The sequence below is a fragment of the Rhizobium sp. UGM030330-04 genome (genome assembly GCF_003208455.1).
GTDB lineage: Bacteria > Pseudomonadota > Alphaproteobacteria > Rhizobiales > Rhizobiaceae > Agrobacterium > Agrobacterium rhizogenes_A.
The window spans coordinates 251032-269308 of record NZ_QKML01000002.1 but is presented as its reverse complement, the minus strand read 5'-3'; the positions used below and the strand labels follow the sequence as shown (position 1 = coordinate 269308).

Here is an 18277-nt window from a genome sequence, read left to right as displayed (position 1 = left end):
TTTCCGCAAATGCCCTCTCACAGCCGCACCGACATGCCGCCATCCACCGTCAGCACATGGCCGTTGATGAAGGAGGCCGCGTCGCTGGCCAGAAACAGGGCCGCACCGGCAATCTCATCCGGCCGGCCCCAGCGCTCCAGCGGCACGCGCAGCTTGGCGAAGGCCACCATCTCAGGGTTTTCGGAGAGTGCGGCATTGGTTTCGGTGGCGAACATGCCGGGTGCTATGGCGTTGCTGGTGATGCCGCGGGCGCCATATTCCACGGCAATGGCGCGCATCAGCCCGGTCAGCCCCTGTTTGGCGACGGGATAGATTGCATCCCCCGGCCGAACGATATGGCCGAGAATGGAGGTGATGGTGATGATGCGGCCGTAACCATTGATGTTCATGGCCTCTGCCGCATCGCGCGACAGCGAAATGGAGGAGGTGAGATCGGTGCGGATCAGCTCCAGCACATCCTCGTCGGTGAATTCGGCAAGCGGGCGGCGGTCACGCGCGCCGACATTGTTGACGAGGATATCGAGATGGCCAAATTCCTCCATGATGCGGCGGACAAGGGCGCTGCCGGCGGCCGTATCGGCGATATCGAAGGCGGCATAATCGGCCTTGCCGCCGGCCTTGCGCAGCGTTTCGACCGCCTGTTGCAGCGTTTCGGCATTGCGGCCGGTCAGCCACACATGGGCGCCCGCTTCGGCAAAGGCGCCGGCAATTTCAAAACCGAGGCCGCGGCCGCTGCCGGTGATGATGGCCGTGCGGTTTTCGAGAGAGAATTTGTCGAGAATGCCCATCGCTCACCTTCTTGCTTGACGTGCTGCAACTTCTTCGAGTTTGCGCATAAGAAGAATATGTCGCGCGGGGCAGGGGGCGAAAGGTTGCCCGTCCGACCCGGCCGTTCGGTGGACACAAAAATGGCGTCGCCCGGTTCGGGGCGACGCCATTTTTTGCTTATCAGGCAGCAGCCGACTTTGCGAGCGGCACTTCTGCGATCGTCTTCAGAACGACGGAAGCGATCTGGTAAGGGCAGCCTTGAGAGTTCGGGCGACGGTCTTCGAGGTAACCACGGTAACCGTTGTTGACGAAGGAGTGCGGAACGCGGATCGAGGCGCCACGATCTGCCACGCCGTAGGAGAACTTGTTCCACGGAGCGGTTTCGTGCTTGCCGGTCAGGCGCATGTGGTTATCAGGACCGTAAACGTCGATGTGCTCTTTCCAGTTCTTGGCAAAAGCGGCCATGAGGGCTTCGAAATAGTCCTTGCCGCCAACTTCACGCATGAACTTGGTGGAGAAGTTGCAATGCATGCCCGAGCCGTTCCAGTCGGTATCGCCGAGCGGCTTGCAATGGAATTCAACGTCGATGCCATACTGTTCGCACAGACGCAGCAGCAGGTAACGGGCGATCCAGATCTGGTCGGCGGCGCGCTTGGAGCCCTTGCCGAAAATCTGGAATTCCCACTGGCCCTTGGCCACTTCGGCGTTGATGCCTTCGTGGTTGATGCCGGCTTCGAGGCAGAGGTCGAGATGCTCTTCAACGATTTCGCGGGCAACCGAACCGACGTTCTTGAAGCCGACGCCGGTGTAATACGGGCCCTGCGGAGCCGGGTAACCCTGTTCCGGGAAGCCGAGCGGGCGGCCGTCCTGGTAGAAGAAATATTCCTGTTCGAAACCGAACCATGCATCCTCGTCCTCGACGATGGTGGCGCGGCTGTTCGAGGCATGCGGGGTGACGCCATCGGGCATCATGACTTCGCACATGACGAGTGCACCGTTGGTGCGGGCCGGGTCGGGGTAGATCGCGACGGGCTTCAGCACGCAATCCGACGAATGGCCTTCAGCCTGCTGGGTGGACGAACCATCAAAACCCCAAAGCGGCAGCTGCTCGAGTGTCGGGAATTCGTCGAATTCCTTGACCTGTGTCTTGCCGCGCAGGTTGGCGACCGGCTTGTATCCATCCAGCCAGATGTACTCGAGTTTGAACTTAGTCATTACGAACCTCTCATAGGTAAAAATGCGAAGCCTTGAGGCTTCCGTGGCTTTCGCCGCCGGAAGCGCATTCGCGTTCAAGGGCTGACCCCTTAGATGCATGCCGCGTGCCAGATTGGCGATGTTTCGCAAATTCTTCGAAAAATCTTTCAGAGGCTCTGGAACGCAAGGGCTGCGATATTGCGCGAAGCCGCTCCTGCTGCACTGCGGAAGGCAAATTCACCCCTCATGTTTCATCATTGAATCCTGATAGATAGCCGGCGTCCGGGCATGAAATGCCCTGTTGCGGTGCAATGATTTCAATTGCGCGCGACGGATCGGCATTTGCCCCAAAAACCGGCGCTCTCGGAATGGTTTTTCTTGCTGATCGGCCGTTTAATGCCTATATTTTTCGCAACGTGATTTTTTTTTAATCAAACGGAGCGAATCCGGTCTTTGTGGGTTTGCTCCAGACATAAAGTGCTTCGATGCAAACAGAGTGAGATGGTCGAAATGGCAACTGGCTTTCATCGCGAGACGGCAACGATCTATCAATTCCCGGTTGGCGGGCGCGCGGGGCTTTCCAAGTTCCACAACAGCGGCCTGAGCGAGCTTGAGCGTGAGGCGAAAGAGCCGCATGTGGATTTCGGCTCCTGGTATCATGATGACGCGATCCGCGACGAAGAGCGGGGCGACAAGCCGCATTCCTGATGTGAGACTGTGCCGCAGGCTTCTTCTCCCCGAGGGGAAAAGGTGGCCCGAAGGGTCGGATGAGGGGGAAACCCCTCCGTATATCTCGACGCTCGCCCCCTCATCCCGCTGCCGCGTACTTCTCCCCGGCGGGGAGAAGAAACAAGCGGGAAACTATCGTTCCGTTTTTTTGAGCTTGGGCGGTTTGCCCGTATGCCTCCACTTTCGATCCATCACTCGGCGTCATCCTCGGGCTTGACCCGAGGATCCACCCTTTCGAGCAGCTATGGATCCTCGCCTCAAGGGCGAGGATGACGGCGAATGAATTGCGGCACCGTGTCGAGTGCTGGTACCTACCCCAAAACCTCCCCCTGCACCTTTCGCCACCCCGCCTACGTCAATTGACGTATACGGTTTCGCATCCGCGAGACCGATAGTCCCTCCCAGCAGCGGCCGCAGATGCCGCTGAGCCTCCGCGAGAGGCCAACAAGGAGAGGGGTTCTTCCGATGATATTCCGCAAGACGCTTAGTGCCGCGCTGCTTGGCGCGATCCTGTCCACCACCGCCTTCCATGGCGCCTTTGCCGCTGACGACACCATCAAGGTCGGTGTGCTGCATTCGCTGTCCGGCACCATGGCGATTTCAGAGACGACGCTGAAGGACGCCATGCTGATGCTCATCGACGAGCAGAACAAGAAGGGCGGCGTGCTCGGCAAGAAGCTTGAAGCCGTGGTGGTCGATCCGGCCTCCGACTGGCCGCTATTTGCCGAAAAGGCCCGCCAGCTGATTTCGCAGGACAAGGTCGCCGCCGTTTTCGGCTGCTGGACGTCTTCCTCGCGCAAGTCTGTTCTGCCTGTTTTCGAGGAACTGAACTCGATCCTGTTCTACCCGGTTCAGTACGAGGGTGAGGAATCCTCGCGCAACATCTTCTATACGGGTGCTGCACCAAACCAGCAGGCCATTCCGGCCGTTGATTATCTCGCCAGCACCGAAGGTGTGGAGCGCTGGGTTCTGGCCGGCACGGACTATGTCTATCCGCAGACCACCAACAAGATCCTGAAGGCCTACCTGATGTCGAAGGGCGTCAAGGAAGAGGACATCATGATCAACTACACGCCGTTCGGCCATTCCGACTGGCAGACGATCGTGTCCGACATCAAGAAATTCGGCTCGGCCGGCAAGAAGACCGCCGTGGTTTCCACCATCAATGGTGACGCCAATGTGCCGTTCTACAAGGAACTGGCAAACCAGGGCGTCAAGGCCGAGGATATTCCGGTCGTCGCCTTCTCGGTCGGTGAAGAAGAGCTGGCCGGTCTCGATACCGCGCCGCTGGTCGGCCACCTTGCCGCGTGGAACTACTTCCAGTCCGTCGATACTGAGGTCAATGCCGAGTTCATCAAGACCTGGCATGCCTTTACCAAGAACGACAAGCGCGTGACCAACGACCCGATGGAAGCTGCCTATATCGGCTTCAACGCCTGGGTAAAGGCCGTCGAATCCGCCGGCACGACGGATACGGACAAGGTGCTGGACTCGATCATCGGCGTTTCCGTGCCGAACCTTTCGGGTGGTTACTCCACTGTCATGCCGAACCACCATATTACCAAGCCGGTGCTGATCGGCGAAATCCAGGCCGATGGCCAGTTTGAGATCGTGCAGCAGACACCGCAGGTGGTGGGGGATGAATGGTCGGATTACCTGCCGGACTCGAAGGATTTGATTTCGGATTGGCGCAAGCCGATGTCTTGCGGGAACTTTAATGTGGCCAGTGGGAAGTGCGGCGGTAAGGGTAGCTGATAGGGACGCAGTTGCCGCCCCTCTCGGGAGGGGCGGTTCTATTTGGAAACTCAGCAAGAATTACCCCCCTCTGCCCTGCCGGACATCTCCCCCTCAAGGGGGGAGATCGGCAAGATGCTTTCTCGCCACTTCATTCTCAAACATTGAGAGGGGCGGGATCTCGCCGCAGGTCGATCTCCCCCCTTGAGGGGGAGATGCCCGGCAGGGCAGAGGGGGGTGAAGCCGCATACTCAAGCCGCGCCACACAAACGCCCCGTCGCAAACCGCCCAAGGACCCCGACATGACGATCCGATCTTTTCTCGGAGCCATCTTCCTCTGGCTCACCCTGGGGATCGCCGCCCAAGCCTTAGCGCAAAGCGATCCGAAGGCGCTGATCGACGCCCTCGGCACGGCTGATTTCAAGCAGGCCGAAACGCTGATCGGCCAGATTGCCGCCACCGGCGACGCGCGTGTCGTGCCGGCGCTTGAGGCTTTTGCGGCGGGCGATCTTTATGTGCGCAAATCCGACAATCTCGTCTTCATGACGAAGGCCGCAGGCTCCAATTTTACGCTGATCGACCCGCTGACCGGTGAAAGCGCCGGTGAAGCACCGAAGGCTGCCGTTTCCAAGATCAGGGTCAATAACAATCTGCGCCGCGTCATCCGCGCCGCGATGGGCGGTCTGACGCTGCTCAGCCCGGAACGCTCCGTGCGGTTTTCCGCCGCCGATGCGGTTCTGAAAGCGCCAAGTGCTGAAAATCTTGAATTGCTGGAAGCGGCCATCGCCAAGGAGACCGATACTGAAGTGCGGACCCGGATGGAGGAAGCGCGGGCTGTCTCGCTGCTCTCCTCCGACCGTCCGCTCGACCAGAAGAAAGACGCGATTGCCACCATCAAGAGCCTTGGCGGGCGCGATGCGATCGGCATCCTCATGGCGGCGTCCTCTTCCGTGGACCAGAGCCTGAAACCCGACATAGACGAGGCGATTTCCAGCATCGAAAGCGCGCTTGCCTTCTGGGATTACGCCCAGAATGTCTGGTACGGCCTGTCGCTCGGTTCCGTGCTGCTGCTCGCCGCCATCGGCCTTGCCATCACCTTCGGAGTGATGGGCATCATCAACATGGCGCATGGCGAGATGGTGATGATCGGCGCTTATTCCACCTTCATGGTGCAGGAGGTGATCCGCAGCCATTTCCCCGGCCTGTTTGACTGGTCGCTGGCGATTGCCCTGCCGGCCGCCTTTCTGGTGACGGGTTTTGTCGGCCTGGTGATGGAGCGCGGCGTCATCCGCTTCCTCTATGGGCGGCCGCTGGAAACGCTGCTCGCCACCTGGGGCATCTCGCTCATCCTGCAACAGGGCGTGCGCTCCATCTTCGGCCCCACCAACCGGGAAGTCGGCAGTCCGAGCTGGATGTCCGGCTCCTTCAGCGTCGGTTATCTCAACTTCACCTGGAACCGGGTATGGATCGTCTGCTTCTCGCTCTCGGTGTTCTTCGCGCTGCTGGTTCTCCTGAAACGCTCCGCCTTTGGCCTGCAGATGCGCGCCGTGACGCAGAACCGCCGCATGGCCTCTTCCATGGGCATTCGCACGCCGTGGGTGGATGCCTTCACCTTCGCGCTCGGTTCGGGCGTTGCCGGGCTCGCGGGTGTGGCGCTGTCGCAGATCGACAATGTCTCGCCCAATCTCGGCCAGAGCTACATCATCGACAGTTTCATGGTCGTGGTGTTCGGCGGTGTCGGCAATCTCTGGGGAACGCTGGTCGGCGCGCTGTCGCTCGGTGTGCTCAACAAGTTTCTCGAGCCGACGGTGGGCGCCGTGCTCGGCAAGATCCTCGTGCTCGTCCTCATCATTCTGTTCATCCAGAAGCGGCCGCGCGGTCTCTTCGCACTCAAGGGAAGGGCGATCGAAGCATGATTACCGGCTTCCTCCTGCGCGCGCTCGATCGCCGCATCTCCATCGCCATCGGCATCATCCTTGCCATCGCCGTGCTGGTGCCCGCCTCCAACCTGCTATTGCCTGAGGGTAGCGCGTTTCGCATCCCGACCTACATCATGTCGATGCTCGGCAAATATCTGGCCTATGCGCTCTTGGCGCTGGCGCTTGATCTGGTCTGGGGTTATTGCGGCATTCTCTCGCTCGGCCATGCCGCCTTTTTTGCGCTCGGCGGTTATGCCATGGGCATGTATCTGATGCGGCAGATCGGCACACGCGGGGTTTATGGCCATCCGGTGCTGCCTGACTTCATGGTGTTCCTCAACTGGAAGGAACTGCCGTGGTTCTGGCAGGGTTTCGACATGTTCTGGTTTGCGGCGCTGATGGTGCTTGTCGTGCCGGGGCTGCTGGCCTTCGTGTTCGGCTGGTTCGCCTTCCGCTCGCGCGTCAACGGCGTTTATCTCTCGATCATCACCCAGGCCATGACCTACGCGCTGCTGCTTGCGTTCTTCCGCAATGACATGGGTTTCGGCGGCAATAATGGCCTTACCGATTTCAAGGATATTCTCGGCTTTTCCGTGCAGGCGGATGGCACACGCGCCGTGCTGTTTGCGATGACGGCCGTGATGCTGGCGCTGTCGCTGCTGATCGCATCCGGCATCGTCAATTCCAAATTCGGCAAGGTGCTGGTGGGCGTGCGTGATGCCGAAAGCCGGGTGCGCTTCCTCGGTTTCAGGGTGGAAAACATCAAGCTTTTCACCTTTGTCGTGTCTGCCATGATGGCGGGCATTGCCGGCGCGCTGTTCGTACCGCAGGTGGGCATCATCAATCCCGGCGAATTTTCCCCCGCCAACTCCATCGAAGTGGTGGTGTGGACGGCGGTGGGTGGGCGCGGCACGCTGATCGGGCCGATTATCGGTGCGCTGCTGGTGAATGGCGGCAAGAGCTATTTCACCGGCGCATTCCCGGAATTCTGGCTGTTCGCGCTGGGTGGTCTCTTCATCGCGGTGACGCTGTTCTTCCCCAAGGGCATTGTCGGTACCCTGCAGCATTATCTCGCAGGGCGTCGCGAAAAGCGCGTTGCACGGGCGCTGAGCGTTGGTGAGCAGCCGGGCAATGACAGCGCGGTTGCGCAACAGGCGGCGGAGTAAGCCCATGAACACGGTTTCCGAAAACAGAACCAAAAGCCTGCTTTATCTCGATGGTGTCTCCGTTTCCTTCGATGGGTTCAGGGCGCTGAATTCCCTCTCCTTCGTCGTGGAACCGGGCGAACTGCGCGCTATCATCGGCCCGAACGGTGCGGGCAAGACGACGATGATGGACATCATCACCGGCAAGACGCGGCCGGACAGCGGCACGGTGCTGTTCGAAGACAGCATCGACCTTACCAAAAAGGACGAGGCGGATATTGCCCAGCTCGGGATAGGCCGAAAATTCCAGAAGCCGACGGTGTTCGAAAGCCACACCGTCTGGGATAATCTGGAACTGGCGCTGAACCGCAAGCGCGGCGTGTTCGCCACGCTGTTCTACCGGCTGACGCAAGAGGATAAGGTCCGCATCGAGGAAATCCTCGCCACCGTGCGTCTCGGCCACCGCCGCGGCGACCTTGCTGCCAATCTCTCGCACGGGCAGAAACAGTGGCTGGAGATCGGCATGCTGCTCGCACAGGAGCCGAAGCTGCTGCTGGTGGACGAGCCGGTGGCGGGCATGACGGATGCGGAAACGGCCGAAACTGCGGTGCTATTGAAAGAAATCGCCAAGACCCGTTCGGTTGTGGTGGTGGAGCACGACATGGGTTTCATCCGCGAGCTAGGGGTGAAGGTGACGTGCCTCGCCGAAGGTTCGGTGCTGGCGGAAGGGTCGATCGATTTTGTCTCCAGCGATCCGAAGGTGATCGAGAATTATCTGGGTCGGTGATGGAGGCGGGTGTCACAAGGACATTTGGGCGTTTGCCGCTTTGGATCCTCGGGTCAAGCCCGAGGATGACGGCAGGGGGTATGTTGTCAGCAGTGCCCCATTCTCCGCCGTCATCCTCGGGCTTGACCCGAGGATCCACCCCCAAGCACTTAGCCAAACTCCTCATAAAGATCACGCCATTCCGGATTAAAATCTTCAATCAGCTTGATTTTCCAGTCGCGATACCAGCGCTTCAACGATTTCTCCCGCTGGATGGCGGTTCCGATGCTCATATGCTCCTCATACCAGACGAGGCGCGTACATCCATAACGACTGGTAAAACCTTCCGTCAGACCCTCGCGGTGTTCGTAGATTCGCTGCTCGAGGTTGGACGTGACGCCGATGTAGAGCGTTCCGTGTCTGCCGCTCGTGACGATATAAACGAAGCCGGTCATGGTGGGCTCCCGGAGGTGGATCCTCGGGTCAAGCCCGAGGATGACGGGTGGGGTGTGGTTACGCCCGGAGCTTATACCTGCAATGTTGCACGAACATTTTTACCCCCTGACGTCCCACAGCCAGGGCGAAATCTCGATGTGGTGGCGTCGTTTTCCGTCCCGCGCCTAGCTACGTCATCCTCGGGCTTGACCCGAGGATCCACAATCCGCTCCCCGATGAAGCTACAGGTGGCACCATGCTGACAGTCGAAAACATCAACCTCCATTACGGCGCGGCGCAAGCCTTGCGCGGTGTTTCGCTCAAGGCGGAGATGGGCAAGATCACCTGCGTTCTCGGCCGCAACGGTGTGGGTAAAAGCTCGCTTTTGCGCGCCGTCACCGGCCAGCAGGCCACCAGTGCCGGGACGATCAGTTTCGGCGGCGCGGCGCTGGATGGGCTGGCGCCCTATCAGCGGGCGAAGCGCGGTGTCGGTTATGTGCCGCAGGGGCGTGAAATTTTTCCGCTGCTCAGCGTTCAGGAAAATCTGGAAAGCGGTTATGCGCCGCTGCCGCGCAGGGAACGGTTCATCCCGGACGATATTTTCAGCCTGTTTCCGGTGCTGCAATCCATGCTGTCACGGCGCGGCGGCGATCTTTCCGGCGGCCAGCAGCAGCAGCTCGCCATCGGCCGGGCTTTGGTGACGCGGCCGAAAATCCTCGTTCTCGATGAGCCGACCGAGGGCATTCAGCCGTCGATCATCAAGGATATCGGCCGGGCGATCAAATATCTGCGCGATTCCACCGGCATGGCGATCCTGCTGGTCGAGCAATATCTGGACTTCTGCCGCGAGCTTGCCGATTACGTCTACATCATGGATCGCGGCGAAATCGTGCATGAGGGGCTGGCCGAAACGCTGGATACGCCGGAAGCGCGGCGTCATCTGACAGTATAAATCGAGACTAAAAATGCCGCACGCCGATCACGGCGTGCAAACGGCCGATTAATATTTTGAAAGCCTATGCGCCTGAGCATAGCTTTTATGCGCAATTTTAGCATTTCGTTGAATAAAAGCCTGTGATATTGGCAGCGCAAATGCTGCATGCGAGACACAGGAAAAGTCTATTCGCACGCCGCGACAGTTGATCCCTTACATTCCATGCACCTCCGATGTATCGTCGGAGACATAGTGCCAATAAAGGCGTGTCAATGATTCCAGACTTTGCAATTGGCCGGGCTTGCCGGCTGCTCCGCTCCGTCCGCACCGTGGTTCTTGGCCTTGCGATGTGCGCGAGCGCGGGTGTCGCAGCGTCGGCATCGACCTGCGGCCAGTTGCCCGGACCCGGCATGGAACCGGGTCGGCATGATTTTTCCATCCTCTCCAGTGGCGAGAAACGCGACGGCGTCTATTTTGTTCCCTCCGCCTATGACGGAAAAAAGCCGCTGCCGGTGGTATTCGATTTCCATGGCTCCAACAGCAATCCGCATGGCCAGCTGAACCGCAGCGGCTGGGACAAGCTGGCCGAGCGTGACGGTCTGATGGTCGTGGCGCTGGCCGGCAGTCTGAACGGCGAATTGCCCGGAACCCATGCCTGGAACGTGCCGGGCGTTACGACGCGTCCTGGCGGGCTGGATGAGGTGGGTTTCATTCGCAATGCGATTGACATGGTCAAGGGCAAATTCTGCGTGGATGAAGAGCGCTTCTATGGTTCCGGTTATTCCGGCGGCGGGCGCATGCTGTCGCAATTCATCTGCAATGGCAGCGCGGATTTCACCGCCGCCGGTTTCGTCGCCTCGCTGCGCGCGGGTTATCCGCTGGAGACCGAAGGCAAATGGGGCCCGGATGCGGCAAGCTGCGCACCGGCGCGGCCGATGTCGATCATCGCCTTTGCCGGGCTGAAGGACCCTGCCAATCCCTATCAGGGCGGCGGCAAATCCTACTGGCAATATGGCGGCGAGACGGCGCTGAAGCGCTGGGCCGAGATGGATGGCTGCAAGGGCGCCGCCAAAAGCAAGGTGGGCGAGAGCTTCACCGTTAATTCCTACGATGTCTGCAAGGCTGGTGCGCGTATCCAGTCCTATGTCATCGAAAACTGGGACCACGCCTGGCCGCGCGCCACCATGAAGGCCGAAGTGCTGGCCGCGAGCGCCGTCGTTACCCGCAAACCCGGCGGCGAACAGACGCCGAAGGCCGAACCCGCCGTGGAGCGCAAGATGCCCACAGGCGAAGTGACGCGCACGGTTGATGCGGCTGAAAGAATGTGGGACTTCTTCCGTAATACGGAAGGGCAGCTGGTGGTGGACGCCGTCGTCAAGAAGGACTGTGGTGCCAAGGCCGCGTCCGCTTCCGCAAGTACATCGGAGACCGCGTGCAGCAGCAACAGCAAGCCATCGGCCCTTCCGGTTGTGAAGACGCTCAACAACCTGTCCGGCAGCAGCGCGCCCGTGGCAGAGGACGCATTGTAACCAAGGCGGTTGAAGGGCGCAGCCGGCTGGACGAGCTGTTTCAGGAAGGCTGCGCCAAAATCCGACTGCCGGATACGTTTTCAAACGAAGCCGAGGCCATTCTCATCAATTCCTCCGGCGGGCTGACCGGCGGAGACCAAATAGAATGGCAGGCCACCGCCGGTGCTGGCACCTCGCTGGTGGTGACAACGCAGGCCTGCGAAAAGGTCTACAAGGCATCATCAGGCACAGCCACCGTAACCGCCCGCGTTTCGGCCGGGCCGGGTGCCCGGTTACACTGGCTGCCGCAGGAAACCATTCTTTTCGACCGCGCTTCCCTGACCCGAAGGCTGGAAGCCGATCTCGACCAATCTTCCGAATTCATCGCCGTCGAAGCCGTGCTGCTGGGCCGTCAGGCCATGGGCGAGATGATGACGCATGGCCTTTTTCGTGACCGCTGGCGCATTCGCCATGGCGGCAGGCTGGTGCATGCCGAAGAGCTTCTGCTTGAGGGCGAGGTGGGGGAGCTGACCGCGAAGACGGCGGTTCTGGCCGGTCAGGTGGCCTTCGCCACGCTGCTTTACATCGGGCCTCTCTCCGAGGCGCTTCTGCCTAAAATCCGGGCGATTGCCGGTGAAAGCGGCGGTGCCAGCGAATGGCAGGGCAAGCTTGTGGTGCGGGTTGCCGCCGCCGATGGTTTCTCCTTGAGAAAATTGCTTTTTCCGATCATTTCGCTCTTGCGAAACGGCGCGCCAGTGCCGAAAGTCTGGAATCTGTAAACCCTTCGGATCGTCGGCAACCGGCGGCGTTCGGGGTCTGTCAAATGTCGGATCTGATCTCCCGCAAACCTGCTTTGCGGAGCAGATGCCAAGCTGCGGGACGACGATGAACCTTAGCCCAAGAGAAAAAGACAAGCTTTTGATTTCCATGGCCGCCATGGTGGCGCGCCGCCGGCTGGAGCGCGGCGTGAAGCTGAATTATCCCGAAGCGATTGCGCTGATTACCGATTTCGTCGTCGAGGGTGCCCGCGACGGCCGCGCCGTTTCCGAGCTGATGGAAGCCGGCGCGCATGTGATTTCCCGCGATCAGGTGATGGATGGCATTGCCGAGATGATCCATGATGTGCAGGTGGAAGCGACATTTCCCGATGGCACCAAGCTGGTGACCGTCCACGAACCGATCCGATAGAGGAGGGTGGCATGGCGCTGGAACTGAGGCCCAATTGCGAATGCTGCGACCGCGATCTCGCGCCCGACAGCCGGGATGCGATGATCTGCTCGTTCGAGTGCACCTTCTGCGTTGATTGTGTGACGGATGTGCTTGACGGCGCCTGCCCGAATTGCGGCGGTGAGCTGGTGCGCAGGCCGGTCCGCCCGGTGGCGAAACTCGTCAACAATCCGGCGTCAACGAAGCGCGTGCTGAAGGCCGAAGGCTGCGCGGCCGCGACCGCCGCCTGAAACAGATAAGGGAGAGCACCATGAAGCCAGGCGAAATCATTGCCGCAGAGGGCACCATCGAGCTCAATGCCGGCCAGCCGACGGTGACGATCGAGGTGGCCAATTCGGGCGACCGGCCGGTGCAGGTGGGCAGCCATTACCATTTTTTCGAGACCAATGCCGGGCTCATCTTCGAGCGTGACAAGGCGCGTGGCATGCGTCTCGATATTCCCGCAGGCACGGCGGTTCGTTTCGAGCCGGGCCAGAAGCGGGAAGTGACGCTGGTGCCGCTTTCCGGCAAGCGCGAGGTTTACGGTTTCCGTCAACAGGTCATGGGGAGGTTATGAAATGGCGACGGCGCATTATCATGGAAGCTGCCAGTGCGGCAGCGTCAGCTTCGAGGTCGATGCCGATCTCGATCACACCATTGTCTGCAATTGTTCGCGCTGCAAGCGTCTCGGCTCGACGCTGGCCTTTGCGCCGCGTGAGAAATTCACCCTGCTTTCCGGTGAGGACAAGCTGAGCGAATATCTCTTCAACAAACACAAGATCCATCATCTTTTCTGCTCCACCTGCGGCATAGAGAGCTTTGCTTATGCCGACGGGCCGGATGGAACGCCGATGGTGGCGGTCAACGCCAATTGTCTCGATGGCGTCGATCCCCGGGCACTGAAGCCGCAGGCTTTTGACGGCGCGGCGGCCTGAGGGATGACGATGAGCCGAAAAAATCTTCTCCTGGCGGCTGTGCTGCTTACCGCAACAGCCGGCTTGTCGATGCCGGCGGTGGCGCAGGCCGAGCCGGATTGCAAGGCGCCGGAAACGCAGGCGGACATGACCATCTGCGCCGGCAAGGATTATGAAAAGGCCGACAAGCAGCTCAACGCCGAATATCAGAAGCTGCGCAAGCTGCTTACCGAGCGCGACAAGACGGCGGATGCAGACGGCAAGGGTGCGACCGATGCTCTGGTGACTGCCCAGCGCGCCTGGGTGGCGTTTCGTGATGCCAATTGCGCGCTTGCCGGTTTTCAGGCGCGCGGCGGCTCGATGGAACCGATGCTGATTTCGTCCTGCCTGGCCGAGATGAGCGGCAAGCGTGCTGAAGAGCTACGCCAGCTTGCCGAGGGTTTCTGAACGGCATGGGGCGGCGCATCACGATTGTCGGAAACGGGGAACTGTCGCCGGGCGCGGCTGATTTTATCGACCGTTCCGACATCGTCATCCGCTTTAATGACTGCCGGTCGCTGGGCCCCGGCGGCACGCGCACCGATGTGGTCGCCGTCTGCAACACCGGGCGGCCGGGCCATGAGATGACGGAAGGCACCGACTGGCGCGAGAGCGACGGCGTGCGGCAGGCCGCCGCCATCTGGTCGGTGCGCGATCCCGCGAAGTTTGCCGAAATGGAGCCGGATATTCGCGCGCGCTGGCCGGAACTGACCGATTTCTGCGCCGATTATACTCCCGGTTTTGCCGCCATCGCCCGCGAGACCGGCAAGAGCCATATCGTCATTCCCCGCGGCGTGCATGAAAGGCTGGATGCGGCGCTCGAAGCCTATTCGCCCGCACCCTATGTCTGCCCCAGCACCGGCCTTTTCACCATCGCCCATGTTCTTGAGAGTGTGAGCGGTGATGGTGACGAGGTGGCGATTGCCGGTTTTGGCCATCAGGGCTGGAGCGGTCATCCATTTGCTGCCGAACAACAGCTGGTCGAGGCCCTTGCGGGCAAGGGCCGGCTCAAACGAATTTCTCCCACATCGATTTTCTCCGCATCCCAAGGAGCCTGAGCCCATGCCTTACAAGATTTCCCGCGCCGCCTATGCCGGCATGTTCGGCCCGACGGTTGGTGACAAGGTGCGTCTTGCCGATACCGAACTCTTTATCGAGATCGAGAAAGACCACACCACCTATGGCGAGGAAGTGAAATTCGGCGGCGGCAAGGTCATTCGCGACGGCATGGGCCAGAGCCAGGCGACGCGGGCGGAAGGGGCTGTCGATACCGTCATCACCAATGTCGTGATCGTCGACCATAGCGGTATCTACAAGGCGGATGTGGGCCTGAAGAACGGCCGTATCCACGCCATCGGCAAGGCCGGCAACCCGGACACGCAGCCGGGCGTTACGATCATCGTCGGTCCCTCGACGGAGGCGATTGCCGGCGAGGGCAGGATCCTGACCGCCGGCGGCATGGATGCGCATATCCATTACATCTGCCCGCAGCAGATCGAGGAAGCGCTGATGAGCGGTGTGACCTGCATGCTGGGCGGCGGCTCCGGCCCGGCGCATGGCACGCTTGCCACCACCTGCACCGGCGCATGGCATATCGAGCGGATGATCGAGAGCTTCGATGCTTTTCCGATGAATCTGGCACTGGCCGGCAAAGGCAATGCCTCGCTGCCCGCGCCGCTGGAGGAGATGATCCTTGCCGGCGCGTCTTCGCTGAAGCTGCATGAGGACTGGGGCACGACACCCGCCGCCATCGACAATTGCCTGACGGTCGCCGACGAATATGACGTGCAGGTGATGATCCACACCGATACGCTGAACGAGAGCGGCTTCGTGGAAGACACGGTCGCCGCCATCAGGGGCCGCACCATTCACGCCTTCCACACCGAAGGTGCGGGCGGCGGGCACGCGCCTGATATCATCAAGGTTTGCGGCAATCCCAACGTCATCCCGTCTTCCACCAACCCGACGCGGCCCTATACCGTCAATACGCTGGCCGAGCATCTCGACATGCTGATGGTGTGCCACCACCTGTCGCCGTCCATTCCGGAAGATATCGCCTTTGCCGAAAGCCGCATCCGCAAGGAAACCATCGCGGCGGAGGATATTCTCCACGATATCGGCGCGTTTTCGATCATCTCGTCGGATAGTCAGGCCATGGGCCGTGTCGGCGAGGTGGCGATCCGCACCTGGCAGACCGCCGACAAGATGAAACGCCAGCGCGGCCGCCTGAAGGAAGAGACCGGCGAAAACGACAATTTCCGGGTACGCCGTTACATCGCCAAATACACGATCAACCCGGCGATTGCGCAGGGCGTCAGCCATGAGATCGGCTCCGTCGAAGTCGGCAAGCGTGCCGATCTTGTCCTGTGGAACCCGGCCTTTTTCGGCGTGAAGCCGGAGATGGTGCTGCTTGGCGGTTCGATTGCCGCTGCCCCGATGGGCGATCCGAATGCCTCCATTCCCACACCGCAGCCGATGCATTACCGGCCGATGTTTGCCGCCTATGGCAAGCTGCGCACCAATTCCTCGGTCACCTTCGTCTCGCAGGCGTCGCTGGATGCCGGTCTTGCCCAGCGCCTCGGCGTCGCCAAGAAACTTTTGGCGGTGAAGAATGTGCGCGGCGGCATTTCCAAGGCGTCGATGATCCACAATTCACTCACGCCGCATATCGAGGTTGATCCCGAGACCTATGAAGTGCGGGCGGATGGCGAATTGCTGACCTGCGAACCCGCCACCGTGCTGCCGATGGCGCAGCGTTATTTCCTGTTTTAACGGGGCGTTGTGTTGAGAACTGCCCTCAGATGGATCGGCGGCGGCGTGCTGCTGGTCATCCTGCTGCTTGTGTTTGGCACTGTGGTGCCGCGGCCCTTTTTCGCCGATGATGCAAGCGGCGTGAGGGATCGAGAAATCCTGCTCTTGTCCAACCCGATCCATACGGACATTGCCCTGCCGGTGGATGATGATCTGCGGCGGGTGTTCTCCGAATTGCAGGAGGATGGGATAGCGGTCAATCATCCCGCTGCCGCCTATCTGGTGTTTGGCTGGGGTGGACGGTCGTTTTATATAGAGACGCCCACCTGGGCCGATCTGAAGCCGATGCCGGTGCTGCGCTCGTTTACGCTGGACCGGTCGGTGGTGCATGTGGACGTGACGGGAGACTTTCCCGCCAATATGGCCGGAGTGAAACGGCTTCGCATTTCCGAAGCAGGGTATCAGCGTCTTCTCGCGGGTATCAGGGCAAGTTTTGTCAGACATGACGGCAAGGTCCAGCTTGTCCCCGGGGCCGCCTATGGTCTGACCGACGCGTTTTTCGAGGCGAATGGCTGGTTTAATGCGCTGGCCGGCTGCAACACGTGGTCGGCCGCCATGTTGCGTAAGGCCGGTATTCGGACCGGCTGGTGGACGCCCTTGCCGCCGTTGCTGCGCTGGTCGGTCGATCTCCACAATTGATCCCGCGCCGATGCGACATTTCGTACATTCGATGACTTAAATCCGATTTTTATGCTGCACCGCAGCGCATCTTGCGCTATGGAAACGGCAAAAGAATTCCGCGCGGATTGATCCCAAGCGATCCGCGTAAAACACCTGATCAGGAGAAAAGACATGCTCGGCAAAAAAGTGCCCGCCGTAACTTTCCGCACGCGCGTTCGCGACGAGGCCGTTGGCGGCCCCAACCCGTTCCGCTGGCAGGACATGACCTCCGACGATTATTTCAAGGGCAAGAAGGTCGTTCTGTTTTCGCTGCCGGGCGCCTTCACGCCGACCTGCTCGACCTATCAGCTTCCCGATTTCGAAAAGCTGGCGGGCGAGTTCCGCGCGCTCGGCGTCGATGAGATCTATTGCCTTTCGGTCAACGATGCCTTCGTCATGAATGCCTGGGCAAAGGGCCAGAACCTCGAAAACGTCAAGGTCATTCCGGATGGCTCGGGCGAGTTCACCCGCAAGATGGGCATGCTGGTCGCCAAAGATAATCTCGGTTTCGGCATGCGCTCCTGGCGTTACGCCGCCGTCATCAATGACGGTCTGGTGGAGCAGTGGTTCGAGGAAGAGGGTTATCAGGACAATTGCGAATCCGACCCTTACGGCGTTTCCGCGCCGCAGAACATTCTGGAAAACCTGAAAAGCCGCGCTGCGGCCTGATTTGCGGTTTTGTTATTTTGTGAAGGCCCGGCAGCAATGCCGGGCTTTTTCGTTTTCTGAGGCGTGTTGATCTTTGGCGCAAGGGCCTCTCCACATTCCGTCACCCCGGACCTGATCCGGGGTCCAGCGCGATCAAGTCCTTGATCGCAGGCGAGTCTTCTCACGGCGCAGACGCGCCGTGGCTGGATACCGGGTCAAGCCCGGCATGACGGAAGAGAGGTTTTTTGATATCGTCAACCCTCCCGGCCGACGATGCCAATAGTCTTTTCGATGTTCTGAAATCGCGCCTTGAAATCACCCCGGCGATCCGTCAAAAATCGTCTTCCCAAGACTGTTTCTGAAACGGATCACCCCATGCTGCGTGTCACCTCTTACCACCCCGCCGGAACCCCTGGCGACGAGCCTTCCGGTTATGTCACGCTGGCGCATGACCAGCGGCATCTGCGCCGCAAGCTGCTGCATCTGCAAAATGACGAGATGGTGATGCTCGATCTGAAGGAAGCCGTGCTGTTTGCCCATGGCGATCTGCTGGTGGTGGAAAACGGTGATCTGATCGAGGTTCGGGCCGCGGCTGAAAAGCTGTTTGAAATCACGCCGAAGGATCGGCTTCACCTGATCGAGCTTGCCTGGCATCTGGGCAACCGGCATCTTTCGGCGCAGATCGAGGAGGAGCGCATTCTCATCCTGCGTGACCACGTCATCCGCGCCATGCTCGAAGGTCTCGGCGCCACCGTGCGCGAGGTGGAAGAACCTTTCCAGCCGGCGCGCGGTGCCTATCACGCCCATGGCGGCCATTCCCATGGTCACGGGCACGGCCATGATCACCACCATCACGATCACGGCTGA

21 protein-coding genes are annotated in these 18277 nt (G+C 60.3%); 18 read left to right on the top strand and 3 right to left on the bottom strand.

Annotation, left to right across the window (positions count from 1 at the left end; genetic code table 11):
* Window positions 1–17: 17 nt before the first annotated feature.
* Window positions 18–788 (bottom strand): SDR family oxidoreductase, encoded by a 771-nt coding sequence (locus N434_RS04305; RefSeq protein ID WP_110756274.1) that lies wholly within the window; start codon window positions 786–788, stop codon window positions 18–20.
* A 160-nt stretch (window positions 789–948) separates the two neighbouring features.
* Complete coding sequence (locus tag N434_RS04300; protein WP_065116044.1) at window positions 949–1983, bottom strand: glutamine synthetase beta-grasp domain-containing protein; 1035 nt, start codon at window positions 1981–1983, stop codon at window positions 949–951.
* Between the two features lie 480 nt (window positions 1984–2463).
* On the opposite strand from N434_RS04300, the gene N434_RS04295 reads away from it, so the two are divergent.
* From N434_RS04295 to urtD, 5 genes are all read left to right on the top strand, one after another.
* Window positions 2464–2670, top strand: coding sequence for a DUF2735 domain-containing protein (locus N434_RS04295; RefSeq protein WP_181423872.1), 207 nt, complete (start codon window positions 2464–2466; stop codon window positions 2668–2670).
* Between the two features lie 486 nt (window positions 2671–3156).
* On the top strand, window positions 3157–4446 hold the full coding sequence (gene urtA / locus N434_RS04290; RefSeq protein WP_065114050.1) for an urea ABC transporter substrate-binding protein: 1290 nt from the start codon (window positions 3157–3159) through the stop codon (window positions 4444–4446).
* A 281-nt stretch (window positions 4447–4727) separates the two neighbouring features.
* On the top strand, window positions 4728–6341 hold the full coding sequence (gene urtB, locus N434_RS04280) for an urea ABC transporter permease subunit UrtB (protein ID WP_110756484.1): 1614 nt from the start codon (window positions 4728–4730) through the stop codon (window positions 6339–6341).
* Window positions 6338–7510 (top strand): urea ABC transporter permease subunit UrtC, encoded by a 1173-nt coding sequence (gene urtC, locus N434_RS04275; protein ID WP_110756272.1) that lies wholly within the window; start codon window positions 6338–6340, stop codon window positions 7508–7510. Before urtB ends, urtC begins: the two co-directional genes overlap by 4 nt.
* Window positions 7511–7514: 4 nt before the next feature.
* Window positions 7515–8276, top strand: a complete 762-nt coding sequence (gene urtD, locus N434_RS04270) for an urea ABC transporter ATP-binding protein UrtD (RefSeq protein ID WP_110756270.1) — start codon at window positions 7515–7517, stop codon at window positions 8274–8276.
* 149 nt (window positions 8277–8425) lie between these two features.
* Here the strand turns inward: urtD and N434_RS04265 are convergent, their stop codons facing one another.
* Entirely contained in the window at window positions 8426–8710 is a 285-nt protein-coding gene (locus N434_RS04265) for a GIY-YIG nuclease family protein (protein WP_110756268.1), read from the bottom strand.
* A gap of 236 nt (window positions 8711–8946) precedes the next feature.
* Here N434_RS04265 and urtE point away from each other — a divergent pair, with 236 nt between their 5' ends.
* From urtE to ureE, 13 genes are all read left to right on the top strand, one after another.
* Complete coding sequence (gene urtE / locus N434_RS04260; protein WP_110756266.1) at window positions 8947–9642, top strand: urea ABC transporter ATP-binding subunit UrtE; 696 nt, start codon at window positions 8947–8949, stop codon at window positions 9640–9642.
* 254 nt (window positions 9643–9896) lie between these two features.
* Entirely contained in the window at window positions 9897–11153 is a 1257-nt protein-coding gene (locus N434_RS04255) for a CE1 family esterase (RefSeq protein WP_110756264.1), read from the top strand.
* Window positions 11057–11911 carry an urease accessory protein UreD gene (locus N434_RS04250; protein ID WP_181423871.1) on the top strand — a complete coding sequence of 285 codons (855 nt, stop codon included), beginning with the start codon at window positions 11057–11059 and terminating at the stop codon, window positions 11909–11911. The genes N434_RS04255 and N434_RS04250 overlap by 97 nt, the downstream gene beginning before the upstream one ends.
* A 106-nt stretch (window positions 11912–12017) precedes the next feature.
* Window positions 12018–12320, top strand: a complete 303-nt coding sequence (locus N434_RS04245) for an urease subunit gamma (RefSeq protein ID WP_110756262.1) — start codon at window positions 12018–12020, stop codon at window positions 12318–12320.
* A gap of 11 nt (window positions 12321–12331) precedes the next feature.
* Window positions 12332–12589: a DUF1272 domain-containing protein gene (locus N434_RS04240; RefSeq protein ID WP_110756260.1), complete on the top strand. Its 258-nt coding sequence runs from the start codon at window positions 12332–12334 to the stop codon at window positions 12587–12589.
* 20 nt (window positions 12590–12609) lie between these two features.
* Window positions 12610–12915, top strand: a complete 306-nt coding sequence (locus N434_RS04235) for an urease subunit beta (RefSeq protein ID WP_046797816.1) — start codon at window positions 12610–12612, stop codon at window positions 12913–12915.
* Window position 12916: 1 nt separating this feature from the next.
* On the top strand, window positions 12917–13273 hold the full coding sequence (locus N434_RS04230) for a GFA family protein (RefSeq protein ID WP_110756258.1): 357 nt from the start codon (window positions 12917–12919) through the stop codon (window positions 13271–13273).
* Between the two features lie 3 nt (window positions 13274–13276).
* Window positions 13277–13699, top strand: coding sequence for a lysozyme inhibitor LprI family protein (locus N434_RS04225; RefSeq protein ID WP_181423870.1), 423 nt, complete (start codon window positions 13277–13279; stop codon window positions 13697–13699).
* A gap of 5 nt (window positions 13700–13704) precedes the next feature.
* On the top strand, window positions 13705–14349 hold the full coding sequence (locus N434_RS04220) for a Urease operon accessory protein (RefSeq protein WP_110756257.1): 645 nt from the start codon (window positions 13705–13707) through the stop codon (window positions 14347–14349).
* A gap of 4 nt (window positions 14350–14353) precedes the next feature.
* Window positions 14354–16063 (top strand): urease subunit alpha, encoded by a 1710-nt coding sequence (gene ureC / locus N434_RS04215; RefSeq protein ID WP_110756255.1) that lies wholly within the window; start codon window positions 14354–14356, stop codon window positions 16061–16063.
* A gap of 9 nt (window positions 16064–16072) precedes the next feature.
* On the top strand, window positions 16073–16741 hold the full coding sequence (locus N434_RS04210; RefSeq protein ID WP_181423869.1) for a TIGR02117 family protein: 669 nt from the start codon (window positions 16073–16075) through the stop codon (window positions 16739–16741).
* Window positions 16742–16894: 153 nt separating this feature from the next.
* Window positions 16895–17431, top strand: a complete 537-nt coding sequence (locus tag N434_RS04205; RefSeq protein ID WP_046797821.1) for a peroxiredoxin — start codon at window positions 16895–16897, stop codon at window positions 17429–17431.
* Window positions 17432–17785: 354 nt separating this feature from the next.
* Window positions 17786–18277 carry an urease accessory protein UreE gene (gene ureE / locus N434_RS04200; protein ID WP_046797822.1) on the top strand — a complete coding sequence of 164 codons (492 nt, stop codon included), beginning with the start codon at window positions 17786–17788 and terminating at the stop codon, window positions 18275–18277.

Bases quoted from the DNA above. Each gene is read 5' to 3' on its own strand.
- N434_RS04300 (WP_065116044.1), bottom strand. From the start codon at position 1,983: ATGACTAAGTTCAAACTCGAGTACATCTGGCTGGATGGATACAAGCCG.
- ureE (WP_046797822.1), top strand. From the start codon at position 17,786: ATGCTGCGTGTCACCTCTTACCACCCCGCCGGAACCCCTGGCGACGAG.
- N434_RS04265 (WP_110756268.1), bottom strand. From the start codon at position 8,710: ATGACCGGCTTCGTTTATATCGTCACGAGCGGCAGACACGGAACGCTC.
- N434_RS04235 (WP_046797816.1), top strand. From the start codon at position 12,610: ATGAAGCCAGGCGAAATCATTGCCGCAGAGGGCACCATCGAGCTCAAT.
- urtB (WP_110756484.1), top strand. From the start codon at position 4,728: ATGACGATCCGATCTTTTCTCGGAGCCATCTTCCTCTGGCTCACCCTG.
- N434_RS04240 (WP_110756260.1), top strand. From the start codon at position 12,332: ATGGCGCTGGAACTGAGGCCCAATTGCGAATGCTGCGACCGCGATCTC.
- N434_RS04305 (WP_110756274.1), bottom strand. From the start codon at position 788: ATGGGCATTCTCGACAAATTCTCTCTCGAAAACCGCACGGCCATCATC.
- N434_RS04220 (WP_110756257.1), top strand. From the start codon at position 13,705: ATGGGGCGGCGCATCACGATTGTCGGAAACGGGGAACTGTCGCCGGGC.
- urtE (WP_110756266.1), top strand. From the start codon at position 8,947: ATGCTGACAGTCGAAAACATCAACCTCCATTACGGCGCGGCGCAAGCC.
- N434_RS04255 (WP_110756264.1), top strand. From the start codon at position 9,897: ATGATTCCAGACTTTGCAATTGGCCGGGCTTGCCGGCTGCTCCGCTCC.
- N434_RS04295 (WP_181423872.1), top strand. From the start codon at position 2,464: ATGGTCGAAATGGCAACTGGCTTTCATCGCGAGACGGCAACGATCTAT.
- urtD (WP_110756270.1), top strand. From the start codon at position 7,515: ATGAACACGGTTTCCGAAAACAGAACCAAAAGCCTGCTTTATCTCGAT.
- urtC (WP_110756272.1), top strand. From the start codon at position 6,338: ATGATTACCGGCTTCCTCCTGCGCGCGCTCGATCGCCGCATCTCCATC.
- urtA (WP_065114050.1), top strand. From the start codon at position 3,157: ATGATATTCCGCAAGACGCTTAGTGCCGCGCTGCTTGGCGCGATCCTG.
- N434_RS04245 (WP_110756262.1), top strand. From the start codon at position 12,018: ATGAACCTTAGCCCAAGAGAAAAAGACAAGCTTTTGATTTCCATGGCC.
- N434_RS04205 (WP_046797821.1), top strand. From the start codon at position 16,895: ATGCTCGGCAAAAAAGTGCCCGCCGTAACTTTCCGCACGCGCGTTCGC.
- N434_RS04230 (WP_110756258.1), top strand. From the start codon at position 12,917: ATGGCGACGGCGCATTATCATGGAAGCTGCCAGTGCGGCAGCGTCAGC.
- ureC (WP_110756255.1), top strand. From the start codon at position 14,354: ATGCCTTACAAGATTTCCCGCGCCGCCTATGCCGGCATGTTCGGCCCG.
- N434_RS04225 (WP_181423870.1), top strand. From the start codon at position 13,277: ATGACGATGAGCCGAAAAAATCTTCTCCTGGCGGCTGTGCTGCTTACC.